Here is a 15,572-nt window from a genome sequence, read left to right on the forward strand (position 1 = left end):
ATGACATCCGTCACGTCGATGACGTGACGCCCGGCCTGCCGGCCGGGTGCCCGGGTCGAGCAGGCTCGTGCCATGACGTCCTCACAGCGACCGGCAGCCCTGGAGCTGCATGACCTGCACAAGAGCTACGGCTCGGTGCACGCCGTCGTCGGGCTCGACCTCGTGGTCGAGCCCGGCGAGATCGTCGCCTTCCTCGGACCGAACGGTGCCGGCAAGACGACCACCATCGACATGGTGCTCGGCCTGAGCCGCCCTGACTCGGGGAGCGTGTCGGTGTTCGGGCTCGACCCCGCCGAGGCGATCACCCGCGGGCGGGTCTCCGCGGTGATGCAGACCGGCGGCCTCCTCAAGGACATCACCGTCGCCGAGACCGTGCAGCTCACGGCGTCGCTGTTCGGCCTGACCCGGCCGGTCACGGACGTCCTCGAACGTGCCGGGATCGTATCGATCGCCGACCGCATGGTCGGCGCGTGCTCGGGCGGTCAGCAGCAGCGGCTGCGGTTCGCGATGGCGCTCGTCCCCGAGCCCGACCTGCTCGTGCTCGACGAGCCGACGACGGGCATGGACGTCGAGGGTCGCCGCGAGTTCTGGCGGGCGATCCGGGCCGACGCGGCGCGGGGCCGTACGGTGATCTTCGCGACCCACTACCTCGACGAGGCCGACGCCTATGCCGACCGCATCGTGCTCGTCAGGCAGGGGGTCGTCGTGGCGGACGGCAGCGCGGCCGAGGTCAAGAACCTGTCGTCGGGCCGGGTCGTCTCGGCCACGTTGCCCGGCGCCGGCCTCGCCGAGCTCGCGGCCATGCCCGGCGTCGACCGGGCCGAGGTCCGCGGCGAGCGGGTCCTGCTGCAGACGGCCGACTCCGACCGCGTCGTGCGGCACCTGCTGACCGCGACGCCCGCGCGCGACCTCGAGATCTCGTCGCACAACCTCGAGGACGCGTTCATCGCGCTCACGTCCGACGGCGCGCACCTCACCACCCCGTCCCTCACGACCGCAGGGAGCACGCGATGACCGCCACGACGACCACCCAGGAGCTCGACCGGATGCCTGCCGAGGCGCCGACGGCCCGGCGCCCCGTGCGCGGGGGGCTCAACCGGACGTTCCTGACGATCGAGCTGCGCCGGCTCCTGCGCAACCGGCGCACCGTCGTGCTCGCGCTCATCATGCCGCCGGCGTTCTTCCTGATCTTCGGCACGCAGGGCGACTACCGGACGACCTCGGTCGGCCACGGCAACGTCACCGCCTGGATCATGGTGTCGATGGCGGTGTACGGCGCGATGCTCGCCTCGGCGAGCGGCGGCGCGATGGTCTCGGTCGAGCGTGCGCTCGGCTGGAGCCGCCAGCTGCGCCTGACGCCGCTGCGGCCGGTGGCCTACATCCTCACGAAGATCGTCGTCGCGATGGTCCTCGGGCTCGCCTCGGTGGTCGTGGTCTTCGCGGTCGGCGTGGTCGCCGGCGCGCAGGCCGACGCATCGGTCTGGGTCACCTCGGCGCTCATCGCGTGGCTGGGCTCGTCGGTGTTCGCGGCGTTCGGGCTCTTCCTGGGGTACCTGCTGCCCGCCGAGAACGTGATGCAGATGCTCGGTCCGGTGCTGGCGATCCTCGCGTTCGCCGGCGGACTGTTCGTGCCGCTCACGGACGGGTTGTTCGCCACCATCGCCCGGTTCACCCCGCTCTACGGTCTCGCGGAGCTCGCCCGCACGCCGCTCGTGGGCGGCGGCTGGTCCTGGGTCGCCGTCGCCAACCTCGGTGCGTGGGCGGTGGTGTTCGTCACGGGCGCCGCCGTGATGTTCCGTCGCGACACGGCGCGGGTCTGACCCCGGGGACGGGCAGCGTGCGGGGGCTACGGTGTTCGCCGTGACCACCCGCGCGCAGCCTCGTCCTCGCGAGCTCGAGGCGGCGGGAGCGCCCGCGGCGCCGCTGCCGGTGCGCCGGTCGATGCGCAGGCTGGGCCCGGTGTTCGGCGCTGTCTGGCTCGTGTACCTCGTCTACCCGTGGTCGAGCGCATGGTCGGCGCCTCGCGGGGTCGCCCGGATCGTGTCGCTCGTCAGCGTCGTGGCGTTCGCGACCGTCTTCGTCGTCGGCCTGTCCCGCACGATCCGCAGCCGCGGGCCGGGTCGGACGAGCCACCGCGCCGGCGAGGCGTGGCCTGTGCTCGTCGGCGAGGCCGTCCTCGTCGGGGGCATGGCGCTCGCGGGCGGCGAGACGTCGCTCGCCGGGCTGGTCTTCATGGCGGTGTCCGCGGTGTTCATGCTGGCTCCCCGCGTGGCGCTCGGGGTGGTCGTGCTGCTCGCCGTCGCCGGCGAGGGCCTCCCGCACGTGGTGGACGGCTGGGAGACGGATGCGGGCATCGGCGTGCAGATCCTGCTCGCGGCGTTCGCGATCTTCGGGGTGACGCAGGTCATGGCCCGCAACGCCGAGCTCGCCGCGGCCCGGACCGAGCTCGCGGACCTTGCGGTCGCGCGTGAGCGCGAGCGCATGGCGCGCGACGTGCACGACCTGCTCGGGCACTCCCTGACAGTGATCACCGTGAAGTCGGAGCTCGCGGGACGTCTGCTCGAGCGCGACCCGGCGGGCGCGGCGCGCGAGATCGCCGACATCGAGTCGCTGGCGCGCGCGGCGCTCGCCGACGTGCGGTCGACCGTCCAGGGCTTCCGCGTCGTCAGCCTGGCGGGGGAGCTCGCGTCGGCGCGCGTCGCGCTGACGGCGATGGGCGTCGACGCCCAGCTGTCGACCGAGCTCGACGACGTCCCGGACGACCTTCGCGACGTGTTCGCGTGGACGGTGCGCGAGGGCGTGACGAACGTGATCCGGCACTCGGGCGCGCGGCGCTGCATGATCACGGTGCGGGGGAGCTCGGCCGTCGTGAGCGACGACGGCCGCGGCCCGGGCGGGGGCACCGAGCTGAGCGGTGGAACCGAACGAGGCGGTGGCACCGAACCGGGCGGCGGCACCGAACCGGGTGTGACGCCCGCGACGCCACGCGCGCGCGGCGACGGGACCGGCCTCGTCGGGCTGCGCGAGCGTGCTGAGGCAGTCGGCGCCGTGGTGAGCGCCGGCCGCTCGGCCCAGGGCGGCTTCGAGCTGCGCGTCGCGCGTCAGCGATGAGCGCGCCGATCCGGCTGCTCCTCGCCGACGACCAGGCGCTCGTGCGCGGCGCGCTCGCGGCGCTGCTCGACCTCGAGCCGGACCTGAAGGTCGTCGTCGAGGTCGCGCGGGGCGACGAGGTCGTGGCTGCGGCGCTCCAGCACCGTCCGGACGTCGCGCTGCTCGACGTCGAGATGCCCGGGATCGACGGCATCGCGGCGGCTGAGCTCCTCGTCGCCGCGCTCCCGTCGTGCCGCGTCCTCGTGGTCACGACCTTCGGTCGCCCCGGGTACCTGCGGCGCGCGCTCGTGGCTGGGGCATCCGGCTTCGTCGTCAAGGACACCCCCGCGGCCCAGCTCGCCGACGCCGTCCGGCGGGTCGCGGCGGGCCTTCGGGTCGTCGACCCGGCGCTCGCGGTCGAGTCGCTGATGACGGGCGAGACGCCGCTGACGGCGCGCGAGCACGAGGTGCTGCGTGCGGCGCGATCGGGCGGCACGGTGGCCGACATCGCGCGCGGGCTGTTCCTGTCCGAGGGCACGGTGCGCAACTACCTCTCGTCGGCGATCGGCAAGACGGGCGCCCGTACGCGTGCCGAGGCGGTGCGGATCGCCGAGGAGAGCGGCTGGCTGCTCGGCTGAGCGGGTCGACACGTGGGGGACAATCGTGCGGTGAACCTCCCGAGCGCCACCGCGACCGCCCTCGTCGACGGCGTGCCCGTCGCCGACACTGCGACGCGCGTTCTTCCACCGCTGCGCATCGGCCCGCTGACGATCGACACGCCCGTGGTGCTCGCGCCGATGGCCGGCGTGACCAACGCGGCGTTCCGACGGCTGTGCCGCGAGTCGGGTGCGGGCCTGTACGTCGCCGAGATGGTGACGTCGCGTGCGCTGGTCGAGCGCGGCGAGGAGTCCATGCGGATCATCGCGCACGAGCCGGACGAGAAGCCGCGGTCCGTGCAGGTGTACGGCGTCGACCCGGTGACGGTGGCCGCGGCCGTGCGGCTCATCGCGTCGGAGGACCGCGCGGACCACATCGACCTCAACTTCGGCTGCCCGGTCCCCAAGGTGACCCGCCGCGGCGGCGGTGCGGCGCTCCCCTGGAAGCGGGACCTGTTCCGCTCGATCGTCAGCGCGGCCGTCGACGCCGCGAGCCCGCACGGGGTCCCGGTCACCGTCAAGATGCGCAAGGGCATCGACGACGACCACCTGACGTACCTGGAGGCCGGGCTCGTCGCGCAGGAGGTCGGGGTCGCGGCGGTCGCCCTGCACGCGCGCACCGCGGCGGACTACTACTCGGGCACGGCCGACTGGGAGGCCATCGCGCTGCTCAAGAAGACCGTGACCGACATCCCGGTGCTCGGCAACGGGGACATCTGGTCGGCCGAGGACGCGCTCGCGATGGTGGCGCAGACCGGGTGCGACGGGGTCGTCGTCGGGCGCGGGTGCCAGGGGCGTCCGTGGCTGTTCGCGGACCTCGCTGCTGCGTTCGCTGGTTCGGACGAGCGCCGGCGGCCCGGTCTCGGTGAGGTCGCGGCGGTCGTCCGGCGGCACGCGGTCCTCATGGTCGAGACCTTCGGCGAGGAGTCGAAGGCCCTGCGGGAGATGCGCAAGCACATGGCCTGGTACTTCAAGGGGTACGTCGTAGGCGGCGAGGTCCGGGCTCAGCTCGGCCTGGTCTCGACGCTCGCCGAGCTCGACGACCGTCTTGCCGGCCTCGACCTCGACCAGCCTTACCCGGGTGCCGGCGCGGAGGGCCAGCGCGGGCGCGCGGGTTCGCCCAAGCGACCGTCGCTCCCGGAGGGCTGGCTCGACTCACGCGACCTGTCGGAGGGCTTCCGCCGCGCGCTTCACGAGGCTGAGCTGAGCGTCTCGGGGGGCTGAGCGCGCGCGGGTCCGAGGCGCGTCGCCGCAAGTTTCAGTACGCTTGCGACGCTCGACGACGACGACCGGGGGAGCACGCGTGCAGCGCTGCACAGCACGGACGGCACGACGGTCAAGGAACGCGGCTCTCACGCTGCTCACGGCGGCGGTCGTGGCGGTGAGCGCCGCCTGCACGACGGGCGTCCCGGCCCCGGCGGCGACCTCGGCGCCGACCGGTCCGGCGGCGGTCGCCGCGCCTGCTGGTGCGCGCGACGTCGGCGTGCAGCTCTTCCAGTGGACGTGGGACGCGATCGCGGCCGAGTGCACCGACCACCTCGGACCCGCCGGCTACGGCTGGGTCCTCACCTCGCCGCCGCAGGAGCACGTCCTCGGGAGCCAGTGGTGGACGGCCTACCAGCCCGTCAGCTACCGCCTCGAGTCCCGGCTCGGCACGCGTGCGCAGCTCAGCGCGATGGTCGCTGCCTGCCACGCCGCGGGCGTCGAGGTCCTGGCCGACGCGGTGGTCAACCACATGACCGGCAAGGACGCGCGCGGGACGGGCTGGGCCGGTTCCCCCTACTCCCACTACGACTACCCGGGCATCTGGTCGGACGCCGCCGGTGACTTCCACCACTGCGGGGTCGGCCCGGCCGACGACATCAGCAGCTACAAGGACGCCTTCCAGGTGCAGAGCTGCGAGCTCGTCAACCTCGCCGACCTCGCGACCGGTACGGGGCGCGTCCAGGACGGGATCGCCGCCTACCTGACGGACCTGCTCTCGCTCGGGGTCGACGGGTTCCGCATCGACGCCGCCAAGCACCTGCCCGCCGAGGACCTCGCCGCCATCGTGGCTCGGCTGCCCGCGGGCACCCGGATCGTCTCGGAGGTGATCCGCGGCACCGGCGAGCCCGTCACGCCCGAGCAGTACACGGCGATCGGCGACGTGCTCGAGTTCGGCTGGGGCAAGGACGTGACCGGGATGGTGCGTGGCGGGTCGCTGCGGCTCGCTGCCGGGCTGGGGACCGGCTCCACGTACCTGCCGTCCGACAAGGCCTGGATCTTCGTCGAGAACCACGACACCGAGCGCAGTCGCTCGACGCTCGGGTACCGCGACGGCGCCGACTACGTGCTGGCCAACGTGCTGATGCTGGCGACCGACTACGGCCGGCCGATCGTCTACTCGGGGTACGCGTTCACCGATCGCGATGCCGGACCCGTGCAGGACGCGGCCGGCAAGGTCCTGGACGCGCAGTGCGCGGCGCCGGTCGGCCCGGACGTGACCTACACCGACGGCGAGTGGGTGTGCCAGCACCGCTGGACCGCGATTGAGGGCATGGTCGGCTGGCGCGACGCGGTGGGCGACGACCCGGTGGGTGACCGATGGGAGGACGGCGACGCGTTCGCGCTCAGCCGGGGCACGCGCGGGCTCGTCGTGCTCAACGGCGGCGACGTCGAGGTGGCGGCGCAGGTCCCCACGACGCTGTCGGACGGTTCGTACTGCGACGTCGTGGCGGGACCGGCAGTCGACGGCAGGTGCGCGGGTGACCCGGTCGCGGTGCGCGACGGCGTCGCGGACGTGCGCGTCGCACCGCACACCGCGGTGGCGCTCCACGTGGGAGCCCCGGCCGGCGCCTGACCAGCCTGACGCCCGCCCGGCGAGCGGCCGTCCGGCGCGTCGAGTGACCGGCCGGCGCGACCGGGCTCAGCCCAGCCGCCCCCACACCGTCGTGTCGCTCGGGACGAGGATCGTCCCGTCGTCGCTCGTCGTGAGCTCGCCGCTCGCGAGCAGGACGTGGAGCGTGTCGGACCGCGGCAGCGCGATCGGCTCGGCGCCCAGGTTGGCGACGACGTAGACGTCCCGGTTGGCGAACGCCACGACGCGGGTCGTCGCGTCCTGGTCAGAGCCGTCGACCCAGCACAGCGAGCCCGAGCCGAGGTGGAAGTCCCGGCGAAGGCGCAACGCCTCGCGGTACAGCTCGTACGTCGAGCCTCGGGTGCCCCGCTGGGCGTCGAGGGCGTAGGCGGCCCACGAGTCCGGCTGCGGGAGCCAGGCTGCGCCCGTCGGCGAGAACCCGAAGCCCGGCGCGTCGGCGACCCAGGGCAGCGGCACGCGGCAGCCGTCCCGGCCGCGCTCGGTGTAGCCCGAGCGCCACCACGCGGGGTCCTGGCGGAGGTCGTCGTCGAGCGCGGTGTGCTCGGGCAGCCCGAGCTCCTCGCCCTGGTAGAGGTATGCCGAACCCGGCAGGGCCAGCATGAGGAGCGTCGCGGCCCGCGCGCGGCGCAGGCCGAGCTGCTCGTCGGGCTGCTCGTCGACCGCCCCTATGCCGTTCGGCCGCGAGCCGGGCTCGGCGAGCCCGAGCCGGGAGGTGTGGCGCACGACGTCGTGGTTCGACAGGACCCACGTCGTGGGCGCCCCGACCTCGTCGCTCGCGGCGAGCGAGGCGGTCACGACGGCCCGCAGCGCGGCGGCGTCCCAGTGGGTCGTGAGGAACGAGAAGTTGAACGCCTGGTGCATCTCGTCGGACCGGACGTAACGCACGAGCCGCGCCAGGGGCTCGACCCACGCCTCGGCGACCAGCGCGCGGTCACCGTCGTACTCGGCGAGGACGCGGTGCCATGCGCGGTAGACGTCGTGGACGCCGTCCTGGTCGAACATGGGTCCGGAGTCGCCCGTGGCGGTCGAGCCGTCGTCGTCGAGGCTGCCCTCGATCATCGAGGCCTCGCCGTCCCAGTCGGGCAGGCCCGGCGCCTTGACGAGGCCGTGCGCGACGTCGATCCGGAAGCCGTCGACGCCACGGTCGAGCCAGAACCGCAGGATGCTCTCGAACTCGCCCCGCACCTCGGGGTTGGTCCAGTCGAGGTCCGGCTGACGCGTGTCGAACAGGTGCAGGTACCACTGGCCGGGGCGGCCGTCGGGGTCGGTGGTGCGGGTCCACGCGGGGCCACCGAAGATCGACGTCCAGTTGTTGGGCGCCAGCTCGCCGTGCTCGCCCTTGCCGTCGCGGAACAGGTAGCGCGCGCGTTCCGGGCTGCCCGGACCGGCCGCGAGCGCCGCGCGGAACCAGACGTGCTCGTCGGACGTGTGGTTCGGGACCAGGTCGATGATGACCCGCAGACCGAGGCGGTGGGCCCGCTCGAGCAGGACGTCGCAGTCCGCGAGCGTGCCGAACAACGGGTCGACGTCCCGGTAGTCGGCGACGTCGTAGCCCGCGTCGGCCTGCGGAGAGCGGTAGAACGGCGAGAGCCAGATCGCGTCGACCCCGAGGCGTGCGAGGTGGTCCAGCTTCGAGGTGATTCCGGGGAGGTCGCCGATCCCGTCGCCCGACGCGTCGGCGAACGACCGCGGGTACACCTGGTAGATGACCGCGTGCCGCCACCACTCGGCCGACGGCGACCCGGCGGCGTGGACCAGCGTGGTGGTGATGTTGCCGAGCGTGGTGTTCGTGCTCACGGAGAAGTGCCTCGATTCGGCGGGACGGGCGCATGCACCCGATCGGTCGGTCGGTGGGTCCGGCTGCGCCGGCCCATGACGGCCCGGCGCGAGAGCGTCGGTTTCAGCGTACGGCGGGAGCCACGCCCGTCGATCCGCGCACGATCAGCTCGGGGTGGAAGAGCAGCTCGGTCCGCGTGCCCCGGACGCCGTTGATCTCGGCGACGAGCGCGCTGACCGCGGCGTGGCCCATCGCCTGGACGGGCTGGCGGACGGTGGTGAGCGGCGGGTCGGTGAAGGCGATGAGAGGCGAGTCGTCGTAGCCCACGACAGAGATGTCCGCCGGCACGTCGAGCCCGCGCGCCCGGGCCGCCCGGATGGCGCCGAGCGCCATGAGGTCCGAGCCGCAGATGATCGCGGTGTGGCCGGTCGCGATGAGCTCCCCGGCCGCTGCCTGCCCGCCCTCGACGGTGAACAGCGTCGTCACGATGTGGCTCGCCGGGTCGGTGTCGTCGAGGTGCCGCGCGAGGTTGTCGGTGAAGGCCGCCACCTTGCGCTGGGCCGGGACGAAGCGCTCAGGGCCGATGGCGAGGCCGATCCGCCGGTGGCCGAGCGAGATGAGGTGCCGGAACGCGAGGTCCATCGCGGCTGCGTCGTCGCTCGAGACCGCAGGCGCGTCGACGCCCTCGGCGAAGCCGTTGACCAGGACGATCGGCATCCCGCGGCTGCGCAGGCGCTGGTAGCGGTCGCGGCCGGCTGTCGTGTCCGCGTGCAGCCCGGAGATGAAGACGATCCCGGCGACCGAGTGCTCGAGGAGCATCTCGACGTACTGGTCCTCGGTCGTGCCACCGGGTGACTGCGTGCACAGCAGGGGCGTGTAGCCGGCTTCGGAGAGCATCGACTCGACCACCTGGGCGAACGCCGGGAACACCGGGTTCGTGAGCTCGGGCACGACGAGCCCGACGAGGCCCCGTGACCGGGTGTGCAGCTTCTCGGGTCGCTCGTAGCCGAGCAGGTCGAGAGCTGCCAGGACCGCCTGGCGGGTCTGGGTGGAGACGCCGTTCTTGCCGTTCAGCACGCGCGAGACGGTCGCCGTGCTGACGCCCGCCTGTTCGGCCAGGTCAGTCAATCGAGTACGCACGTGCGGCAGCGTAGGGGACACGGGACCTCCTCGTCCGTGAGCAGGCCCGCGGGTCACCCGCTTGCCGTGAAAATGTTGCCTGAAAGTTACCGTAACGAGTTGCAGACTCCGCGGCAAGCGGGCTAGCGTCGTGCCATCAGGCCAGAGTCGGTGGGATATCCCGTCGACGTACGGCTTCTCCCACAGATCCTTGGAGACACGAAGATGCGACGGAGCATCCCTCTTACTGCCACCGCCCTGGGCGTGGCGCTCACGCTGGCGGCGTGCAGCGGGTCGTCGAACACCCCGACGACGGCCGAGACCACCCCCGCCGAGACTGCGACCACCGCAGCCCTCTCCGGTACCCTGACGATGTGGGTGGACGACACCCGCATCAAGGAGATGCAGCCGGTCGTCGACGCGTTCACCGAGAAGACCGGCGTCAAGGTCTCCCTCGTGCAGAAGGCGTCGGGCGACATCGGCAAGGACTTCGTCGCGCAGGTCCCGACCGGCGAGGGCCCGGACGTCATCGTCTCGGCCCACGACGGACTGGGCGAGTGGGTCAACAACGGCGTCGTGGCGCCCGTCGAGCTCGGCGACAAGGCGAAGGACTTCTCGGCCTCGGCCATCGCCGGCGTGACCTACGACGGCAAGACCTACGGCACGCCGATCTCGATCGAGAACATCGCCCTGGTCCGCAACAACGCGCTCCTCAAGGAGACCACCGCGACGACGTTCGACGACCTGGTGACCCAGGCCAAGACGGCCGGGACCCCGTTCTCGGTGCTCATCCAGCAGGGTGACGCGTCCGACCCGTACCACCTGTACCCGCTGCAGACCTCGTTCGGCGCCCCGGTGTTCAAGCAGAACGCGGACGGCTCCTACACCAAGACGCTCGCGCTCGGTGGCGACGCCGGTACCGCGTACGCCGCGTACCTGGCCAAGCTCGGCACGGAGAAGGTCCTCGACCTCGCGATCGACGGCGACAAGGCCAAGCAGGCGTTCCTCGACGGCCAGGCGCCGTACATGATCACCGGCCCGTGGAACACCTCGGCCTTCGTGGCGGCTGGCATGGACATCTCCGTGCTCCCCGTCCCGAGCGCCGGCGGTCAGCCGGCCCAGCCGTTCGTCGGCGTCCAGGGCGTCTTCATCTCGGCCAAGTCGAAGAACCCGGTCCTCGCCAACGAGCTCGTGGTCAACTACCTGTCGACCGAGGCCGCTCAGGACCTCCTGTTCGAGCAGGGTGGCCGCATGCCGGCGAACGCCGCGTCCGCCGCGAAGGTCACTGACCCGATCCTCAAGGGCTTCAACGACGCCGGCGCGACCGGTGCCCCGATGCCGGCCATCCCGGCGATGAGCACGGTGTGGGCCTTCTGGGGCGCAGCCGAGGCCCAGATCATCGGTGGCCAGGCCGACCCGGCCAGCACGTGGGCCACGATGGTGACCAACATCCAGGACGCCGTCGACAAGGTCTGACGGTCGACGAGGTCCCGCCGGGCTGCGCACAGCGGCCCGGCGGGACATCGTTGTCCTGCGCCGTGCACTCGCGGCGATCTCTCCAGCAGTCACCCGCGCGCACCGGAGGACCCGCATGACCGACCAGCAGACCGTCGAGCACGTCGCCCCGCCGCGGGAGCCCGGCGCCGGGTCCCCCCGCCGCTCGCGCGGGGACGGGTCCCACGCCCGGACCATGTCTCCCGGTTTCGTCGCCAAGCTCGTGCTCGTCGGGGTCGTCGACGCCCTGGGCGTCTACGGGATCCTCGCGGCGCTCGCGGTGCGGTCGTGGGGCATCCTCGCGTTCCTCGCCGTCGCCCTCCTGGTGGTGAACTGGGTCTACTTCTCGCGGCGCGCGGTCCCCGGCAAGTACCTCGTCCCCGGCCTGCTCTTCCTTCTCGTCTACCAGCTGTTCGTGATGGCATACACCGGCTACGTCGCGTTCACGAACTACGGCGACGGGCACAACTCCACCAAGTCCGACGCGATCGAGGCGATCGCGATCCAGAACGAGACGCGCGTCGAGGACTCGCCGACCCTCCCGCTGACGGTGGTGCGCCACGCCGGTGAGCTCGGGTTCGCCGTGGTCCAGGACGGCGACGTCGAGGTCGGCACGGCGACGCAGCCGTTCACCGTCGTCGCCGACGCCTCCGTCGAGAGTGGCCGCGTCACGGCCGTGCCGGGCTGGGACGTGCTCGGGTTCGCCACCATCGCCCAGGAGCAGGACGCGATCACCGCGCTGCGGGTGCCGTTCTCCGACAATCCCGCGGACGGCTCGGTCCGCACCCAGGACGGCTCCACGGGCTACGTCTACCAGCCCACGCTCAAGTACGACGCGGCGGCCGACACGATGACCGACACCGCGACCGGCGTCACGTACACCCCGTCGCACACGGGCAACTTCGTGTCCCAGGCCGGCGACCGGCTCACCCCGGGCTGGCGCGTCGGGGTCGGCTTCGACAACTTCACACGCGTCTTCACCGACTCGCGGCTGACCGGGCCGTTCCTGCAGATCACCGCCTGGACGTTCGTGTTCGCGGCGCTCTCGGTGCTCACGACGTTCGCCCTCGGGCTGTTCCTCGCGATCGTGTTCAACGACCCGCGCGTCCGCGGCCGGAAGATCTACCGTTCGCTGCTGATCCTCCCGTACGCGTTCCCGGGGTTCCTGTCCGCGCTCGTCTGGCGAGGCATGCTCAACTCGAAGTTCGGCTTCATCAACGAGGTCCTGCTGGGGGGCGCGAACGTCCCCTGGCTCACCGACCCGTGGATGGCCAAGGCGTCGATCCTCATGGTCAACCTCTGGCTGGGCTTCCCGTACATGTTCCTCGTCTGCACGGGCGCGCTCCAGGCCATCCCGGAGGACACCATCGAGGCGGCGCGGATCGACGGTGCCGGCGCCTGGCGGATCTTCCGCTCCATGACGCTGCCCCTGCTCATGATCTCGGTCGCGCCGCTGCTGATCTCGTCGTTCGCGTTCAACTTCAACAACTTCACGCTCATCTACATGCTGACCGGCGGCGGCCCGAACTTCGTGGGTGCGCCCGTCGTGGTCGGCCACACCGACATCCTGATCTCGATGGTCTACTCCGTGGCCTTCGAGAGCGGCACCAAGCAGTACGGACTCGCGAGCGCGCTGTCGATCCTCATCTTCATCGTGGTCGGGCTGATCGCCTACCTCGGTTTCCGCCGCACCCGCACCCTCGAGGAGATCTGAGATGGCCCACACCTCTGAGATGGCCGACACCTCCGTGACGAGAGAGGTCGCCGCGCGGGACAACGTGCTGCGGGGACGCCGCTGGTGGATCGAGGTGGGCTGGCGGCACGTCGTCGCGATCGTCATGATCGTGCTCTGCGTCCTGCCCCTGGTGTACGTGCTGTCCGCGTCGCTCAACCCGGGTGGCACCCTGACGGGCTCGAACAAGCTGTTCCGCACCATCGACCTCGCGAACTACCAGGCCCTGTGGGCTCGCGGGTACGGGAGCTGGTTCGTCAACTCCATCGTGATCTGCACGGTGACGGCCGTGGGCACCGTGCTCATGGGAGCGGCCGCCGCCTACGCCTTCTCACGCTTCCGGTTCCAGGGTCGGCGCGGTGGCCTGACGGCGCTCCTGATCGTGCAGATCTTCCCGCAGATGCTCGCGTTCGTCGCGATCTTCCTGGTGCTGCTCTCGATCGGCGACGTGTTCCCCGCCCTCGGGCTCAACAGCCGGTACGGGCTCATCGCCGTCTACCTCGGAGGCGCGCTCGGGGTGAACACGTTCCTCATGTACGGGTTCTTCAACACCGTGCCGCGCGAGCTGGACGAGGCGGCCAAGATCGACGGCGCCTCGCACGCACAGATCTTCTGGACCATCATCCTGCGGCTGGTCGCCCCGATCCTCGCGGTCGTCGGGCTCCTGTCGTTCATCGGGACGTTCGGGGAGTTCATCGTCGCCAAGGTGGTGCTGCAGCGGCCCGAGGAGTACACGCTCGCCGTCGGGCTCTACTACTGGGCGGCGGACGAGCGGACGGCGCGCTGGGGGCTGTTCGCCGCCGGCGCCGTGCTCGCGGCCATCCCCGTGGTGCTGCTCTTCCTGTTCCTGCAGAAGTACATCGTCTCGGGACTGACGGCCGGCTCGGTCAAGGGCTGAGCACGCCACAGGCAGAGCAGGAGTGAGCGTCAGATGACCGACTCGCCGACGCGTCGCGAGCGGCGGGCCGGTGCACCGCACCTGCTCGACGACCCGCACCACGACGGTTCCGAGCTGTACGTACCGCAGGCCACGCCCGCGCTCGGTGACGTGGTGCCCGTGCGGTTCAGGGTGCCCGCCACCGGGAGCGAGCGTGCGCTGTGGGTCCGGACCGTGCGCGACGGCGAGCCACGGTTCGTGCCGGCGCGCCTGGACCGCACGGATGCCCACGAGCGCTGGTACGTCGCGGACGTCCCCGTGCACAACCCGGTGACGGGCTACCGCGCGCTGCTCGACGAGCCCGGTGGCTACCGCTGGCTCAACGCGAGCGGCGTCCACGCCCGCGACGTCCCCGATGCGCACGACTTCCGCCTGACCGTGCACGGCTCCGCTCCCGCCTGGCTCGACCGTGCGGTCGTCTACCAGGTGTTCCCGGACCGGTTCGCGCGCGCGGGCTCGGGTCCGCAGGCGCACGAGGGGCCGCCCGCGGGTCCGCTGCCGGACTGGGCCCTGCCGGCGCGCTGGGACGACGAGCCGATCGGATCGGGGCCGGGCACGTCCCAGCAGTACTTCGGCGGGCACCTCGCGGGCGTCGAGCAGCACCTCGACCACCTCGAGCGGCTCGGCGTCGACGTCCTGTACCTGACCCCGGTCTTCCCGGGGCGCTCCAACCACCGGTACGACGCGAGCACGTTCGACCACGTCGACCCGCTGCTCGGCGGTGACGGCGCGCTCGCGTCGCTGAGCGCTGCGGTGCACGCGCGCGGCATGCACCTCATCGGCGACCTCACGACGAACCACACGGGCGCCGGCCACGAGTGGTTCGCCCGCGCCCAGGCCGACGCCGCGAGCGAGGAGGCGTCGTACTACTACTGGACCGACGCCGCTCCGGGCTACGTCGGCTGGCTCGAGCACGCGTCGCTGCCGAAGCTCAACTATGCGGCCGGCTCGCTCGCGCAGCGGATGATCGAGGGACCGGAGTCGGTCATCGGGCGGTGGCTCGGCGCGCCGACGTCCCTCGACGGCTGGCGCATCGACGTGGCGAACATGACGGGCCGGTACGCGTCGGACGACTTCACGCGCGAGGTCGCCCGCACGATCCGGCGCACGATGTCCCAGGTCAACCCGGACGCCGTGCTCGTCAGCGAGCACTTCCACGACGCGGGCGCGGACCTCGCGGGCGACGGCTGGCACGCGAACATGAACTACTCGGGCTTCACCCGGCCGGTGTGGACCTGGCTCGTGCCGCCGGGCTCCGACCTGGGGTTCCTGGGGATGCCCGTGCCGGTCCCGCGCCGCGACGGTGCCTCGATGGTCGCGACGATGCGGGACTTCGACTCGGCCGTGCCGTGGGCGGTCACCGCGCGCCAGTGGAACATGCTGGGGTCGCACGACACCGCGCGGCTGCGGACCGTCGTCGGCTCCCGCGAGGCGGTCGAGGTCGCGGCCGGCCTGCTGTTCACCTACCCCGGCACGCCGGCGATGTTCGCGGGGGACGAGGGCGGTCTCACGGGGGTCACGGGCGAGCACGCCCGCGTCCCCATGCCGTGGTCTGCCATGTCGAGCCCCGACGACCCGCGGTGGGACGCCCGGACGTTCGAGGTGTACCGCGCGCTCATCGCGGTGCGCCGAGGCAGCAGGGCGCTGCGGGAGGGCGGCATGCGCTGGGCGGTCGTGGCGCCCGACGCCGTGGCCTACCTGCGCGAGACTCCCGACGAACGCGTGCTCGTCCTCGTGGCACGCACGTCGTGGGCGGGCGCCCAGCTCCCGGCGCACCTGCTCGGCCCGGGCTGCGAGCCGGAGAACCTCTACGGCGGCGCCGACCTCCCGGTCCGCGGCGACGCGCTGCAGCTGCCGGGCGACGGTCCCGGGGTCCAGGTCTGGCGGCTCGCCTGAGCTCGGCGAACTAG

At 72.3% G+C, this 15,572-nt stretch carries 12 protein-coding genes; 10 read left to right on the forward strand and 2 right to left on the reverse strand.

Going from position 1 to position 15,572, the window contains the following annotated elements; all coding sequences use genetic code 11:
* The first annotated feature begins 72 nt into the window (after nt 1-72).
* The 6 genes from DDP54_RS13270 (at nt 73) to DDP54_RS13295 (ending at nt 6,585) form a co-directional block, all read left to right on the forward strand.
* Nucleotides 73-1,014: an ABC transporter ATP-binding protein gene (locus DDP54_RS13270; protein ID WP_109132135.1), complete on the forward strand. Its 942-nt coding sequence runs from the start codon at nt 73-75 to the stop codon at nt 1,012-1,014.
* Nucleotides 1,011-1,820: an ABC transporter permease gene (locus DDP54_RS13275; RefSeq protein WP_242448403.1), complete on the forward strand. Its 810-nt coding sequence runs from the start codon at nt 1,011-1,013 to the stop codon at nt 1,818-1,820. Before DDP54_RS13270 ends, DDP54_RS13275 begins: the two co-directional genes overlap by 4 nt.
* 40 nt (nt 1,821-1,860) lie before the next feature.
* The gene (locus tag DDP54_RS13280) at nt 1,861-3,111 is read left to right on the forward strand and encodes a histidine kinase (RefSeq protein ID WP_146192432.1); all 1,251 of its coding nucleotides are present in this window, start codon (nt 1,861-1,863) and stop codon (nt 3,109-3,111) included.
* Nucleotides 3,108-3,728 (forward strand): response regulator transcription factor, encoded by a 621-nt coding sequence (locus DDP54_RS13285; RefSeq protein WP_109132137.1) that lies wholly within the window; start codon nt 3,108-3,110, stop codon nt 3,726-3,728. The genes DDP54_RS13280 and DDP54_RS13285 overlap by 4 nt, the downstream gene beginning before the upstream one ends.
* Before the next feature lie 72 nt (nt 3,729-3,800).
* Nucleotides 3,801-4,970, forward strand: coding sequence for a tRNA dihydrouridine synthase DusB (gene dusB / locus DDP54_RS13290; RefSeq protein ID WP_109132601.1), 1,170 nt, complete (start codon nt 3,801-3,803; stop codon nt 4,968-4,970).
* A 157-nt stretch (nt 4,971-5,127) separates the two neighbouring features.
* Complete coding sequence (locus tag DDP54_RS13295; RefSeq protein WP_242448404.1) at nt 5,128-6,585, forward strand: alpha-amylase family protein; 1,458 nt, start codon at nt 5,128-5,130, stop codon at nt 6,583-6,585.
* Nucleotides 6,586-6,651: 66 nt separating this feature from the next.
* Here DDP54_RS13295 and DDP54_RS13300 read toward each other — a convergent pair whose 3' ends face one another.
* Both DDP54_RS13300 and DDP54_RS13305 read right to left on the reverse strand, forming a co-directional pair.
* Nucleotides 6,652-8,400 carry a glycoside hydrolase family 13 protein gene (locus tag DDP54_RS13300; RefSeq protein ID WP_109132139.1) on the reverse strand — a complete coding sequence of 583 codons (1,749 nt, stop codon included), beginning with the start codon at nt 8,398-8,400 and terminating at the stop codon, nt 6,652-6,654.
* 103 nt (nt 8,401-8,503) lie between these two features.
* Nucleotides 8,504-9,541: a LacI family DNA-binding transcriptional regulator gene (locus tag DDP54_RS13305; RefSeq protein ID WP_109132140.1), complete on the reverse strand. Its 1,038-nt coding sequence runs from the start codon at nt 9,539-9,541 to the stop codon at nt 8,504-8,506.
* 222 nt (nt 9,542-9,763) lie between these two features.
* Here DDP54_RS13305 and DDP54_RS13310 point away from each other — a divergent pair, with 222 nt between their 5' ends.
* From DDP54_RS13310 to DDP54_RS13325, 4 genes are all read left to right on the forward strand, one after another.
* On the forward strand, nt 9,764-10,975 hold the full coding sequence (locus DDP54_RS13310; protein ID WP_347338523.1) for a maltose ABC transporter substrate-binding protein: 1,212 nt from the start codon (nt 9,764-9,766) through the stop codon (nt 10,973-10,975).
* Between the two features lie 115 nt (nt 10,976-11,090).
* A complete protein-coding gene (locus tag DDP54_RS13315; protein ID WP_109132142.1) occupies nt 11,091-12,707 on the forward strand; it encodes an ABC transporter permease subunit in 1,617 nt (538 codons plus the stop codon).
* Between the two features lie 19 nt (nt 12,708-12,726).
* Complete coding sequence (locus tag DDP54_RS13320) at nt 12,727-13,623, forward strand: sugar ABC transporter permease (protein WP_109132602.1); 897 nt, start codon at nt 12,727-12,729, stop codon at nt 13,621-13,623.
* A gap of 33 nt (nt 13,624-13,656) precedes the next feature.
* Nucleotides 13,657-15,558: a glycoside hydrolase family 13 protein gene (locus DDP54_RS13325; protein ID WP_109132143.1), complete on the forward strand. Its 1,902-nt coding sequence runs from the start codon at nt 13,657-13,659 to the stop codon at nt 15,556-15,558.
* The last annotated feature ends 14 nt before the right edge of the window (nt 15,559-15,572 follow it).

Source organism: Cellulomonas sp. WB94 (assembly GCF_003115775.1).
Classification (GTDB): Bacteria; Actinomycetota; Actinomycetes; order Actinomycetales; family Cellulomonadaceae; genus Cellulomonas_A.

Excerpts from the sequence above, each read along its gene's own strand:
- DDP54_RS13325 (WP_109132143.1), top strand. The coding sequence starts at position 13,657 with ATGACCGACTCGCCGACGCGTCGCGAGCGGCGGGCCGGTGCACCGCAC.
- DDP54_RS13275 (WP_242448403.1), top strand. The coding sequence starts at position 1,011 with ATGACCGCCACGACGACCACCCAGGAGCTCGACCGGATGCCTGCCGAG.
- DDP54_RS13320 (WP_109132602.1), top strand. The coding sequence starts at position 12,727 with ATGGCCGACACCTCCGTGACGAGAGAGGTCGCCGCGCGGGACAACGTG.
- DDP54_RS13270 (WP_109132135.1), top strand. The coding sequence starts at position 73 with ATGACGTCCTCACAGCGACCGGCAGCCCTGGAGCTGCATGACCTGCAC.
- DDP54_RS13315 (WP_109132142.1), top strand. The coding sequence starts at position 11,091 with ATGACCGACCAGCAGACCGTCGAGCACGTCGCCCCGCCGCGGGAGCCC.
- DDP54_RS13285 (WP_109132137.1), top strand. The coding sequence starts at position 3,108 with ATGAGCGCGCCGATCCGGCTGCTCCTCGCCGACGACCAGGCGCTCGTG.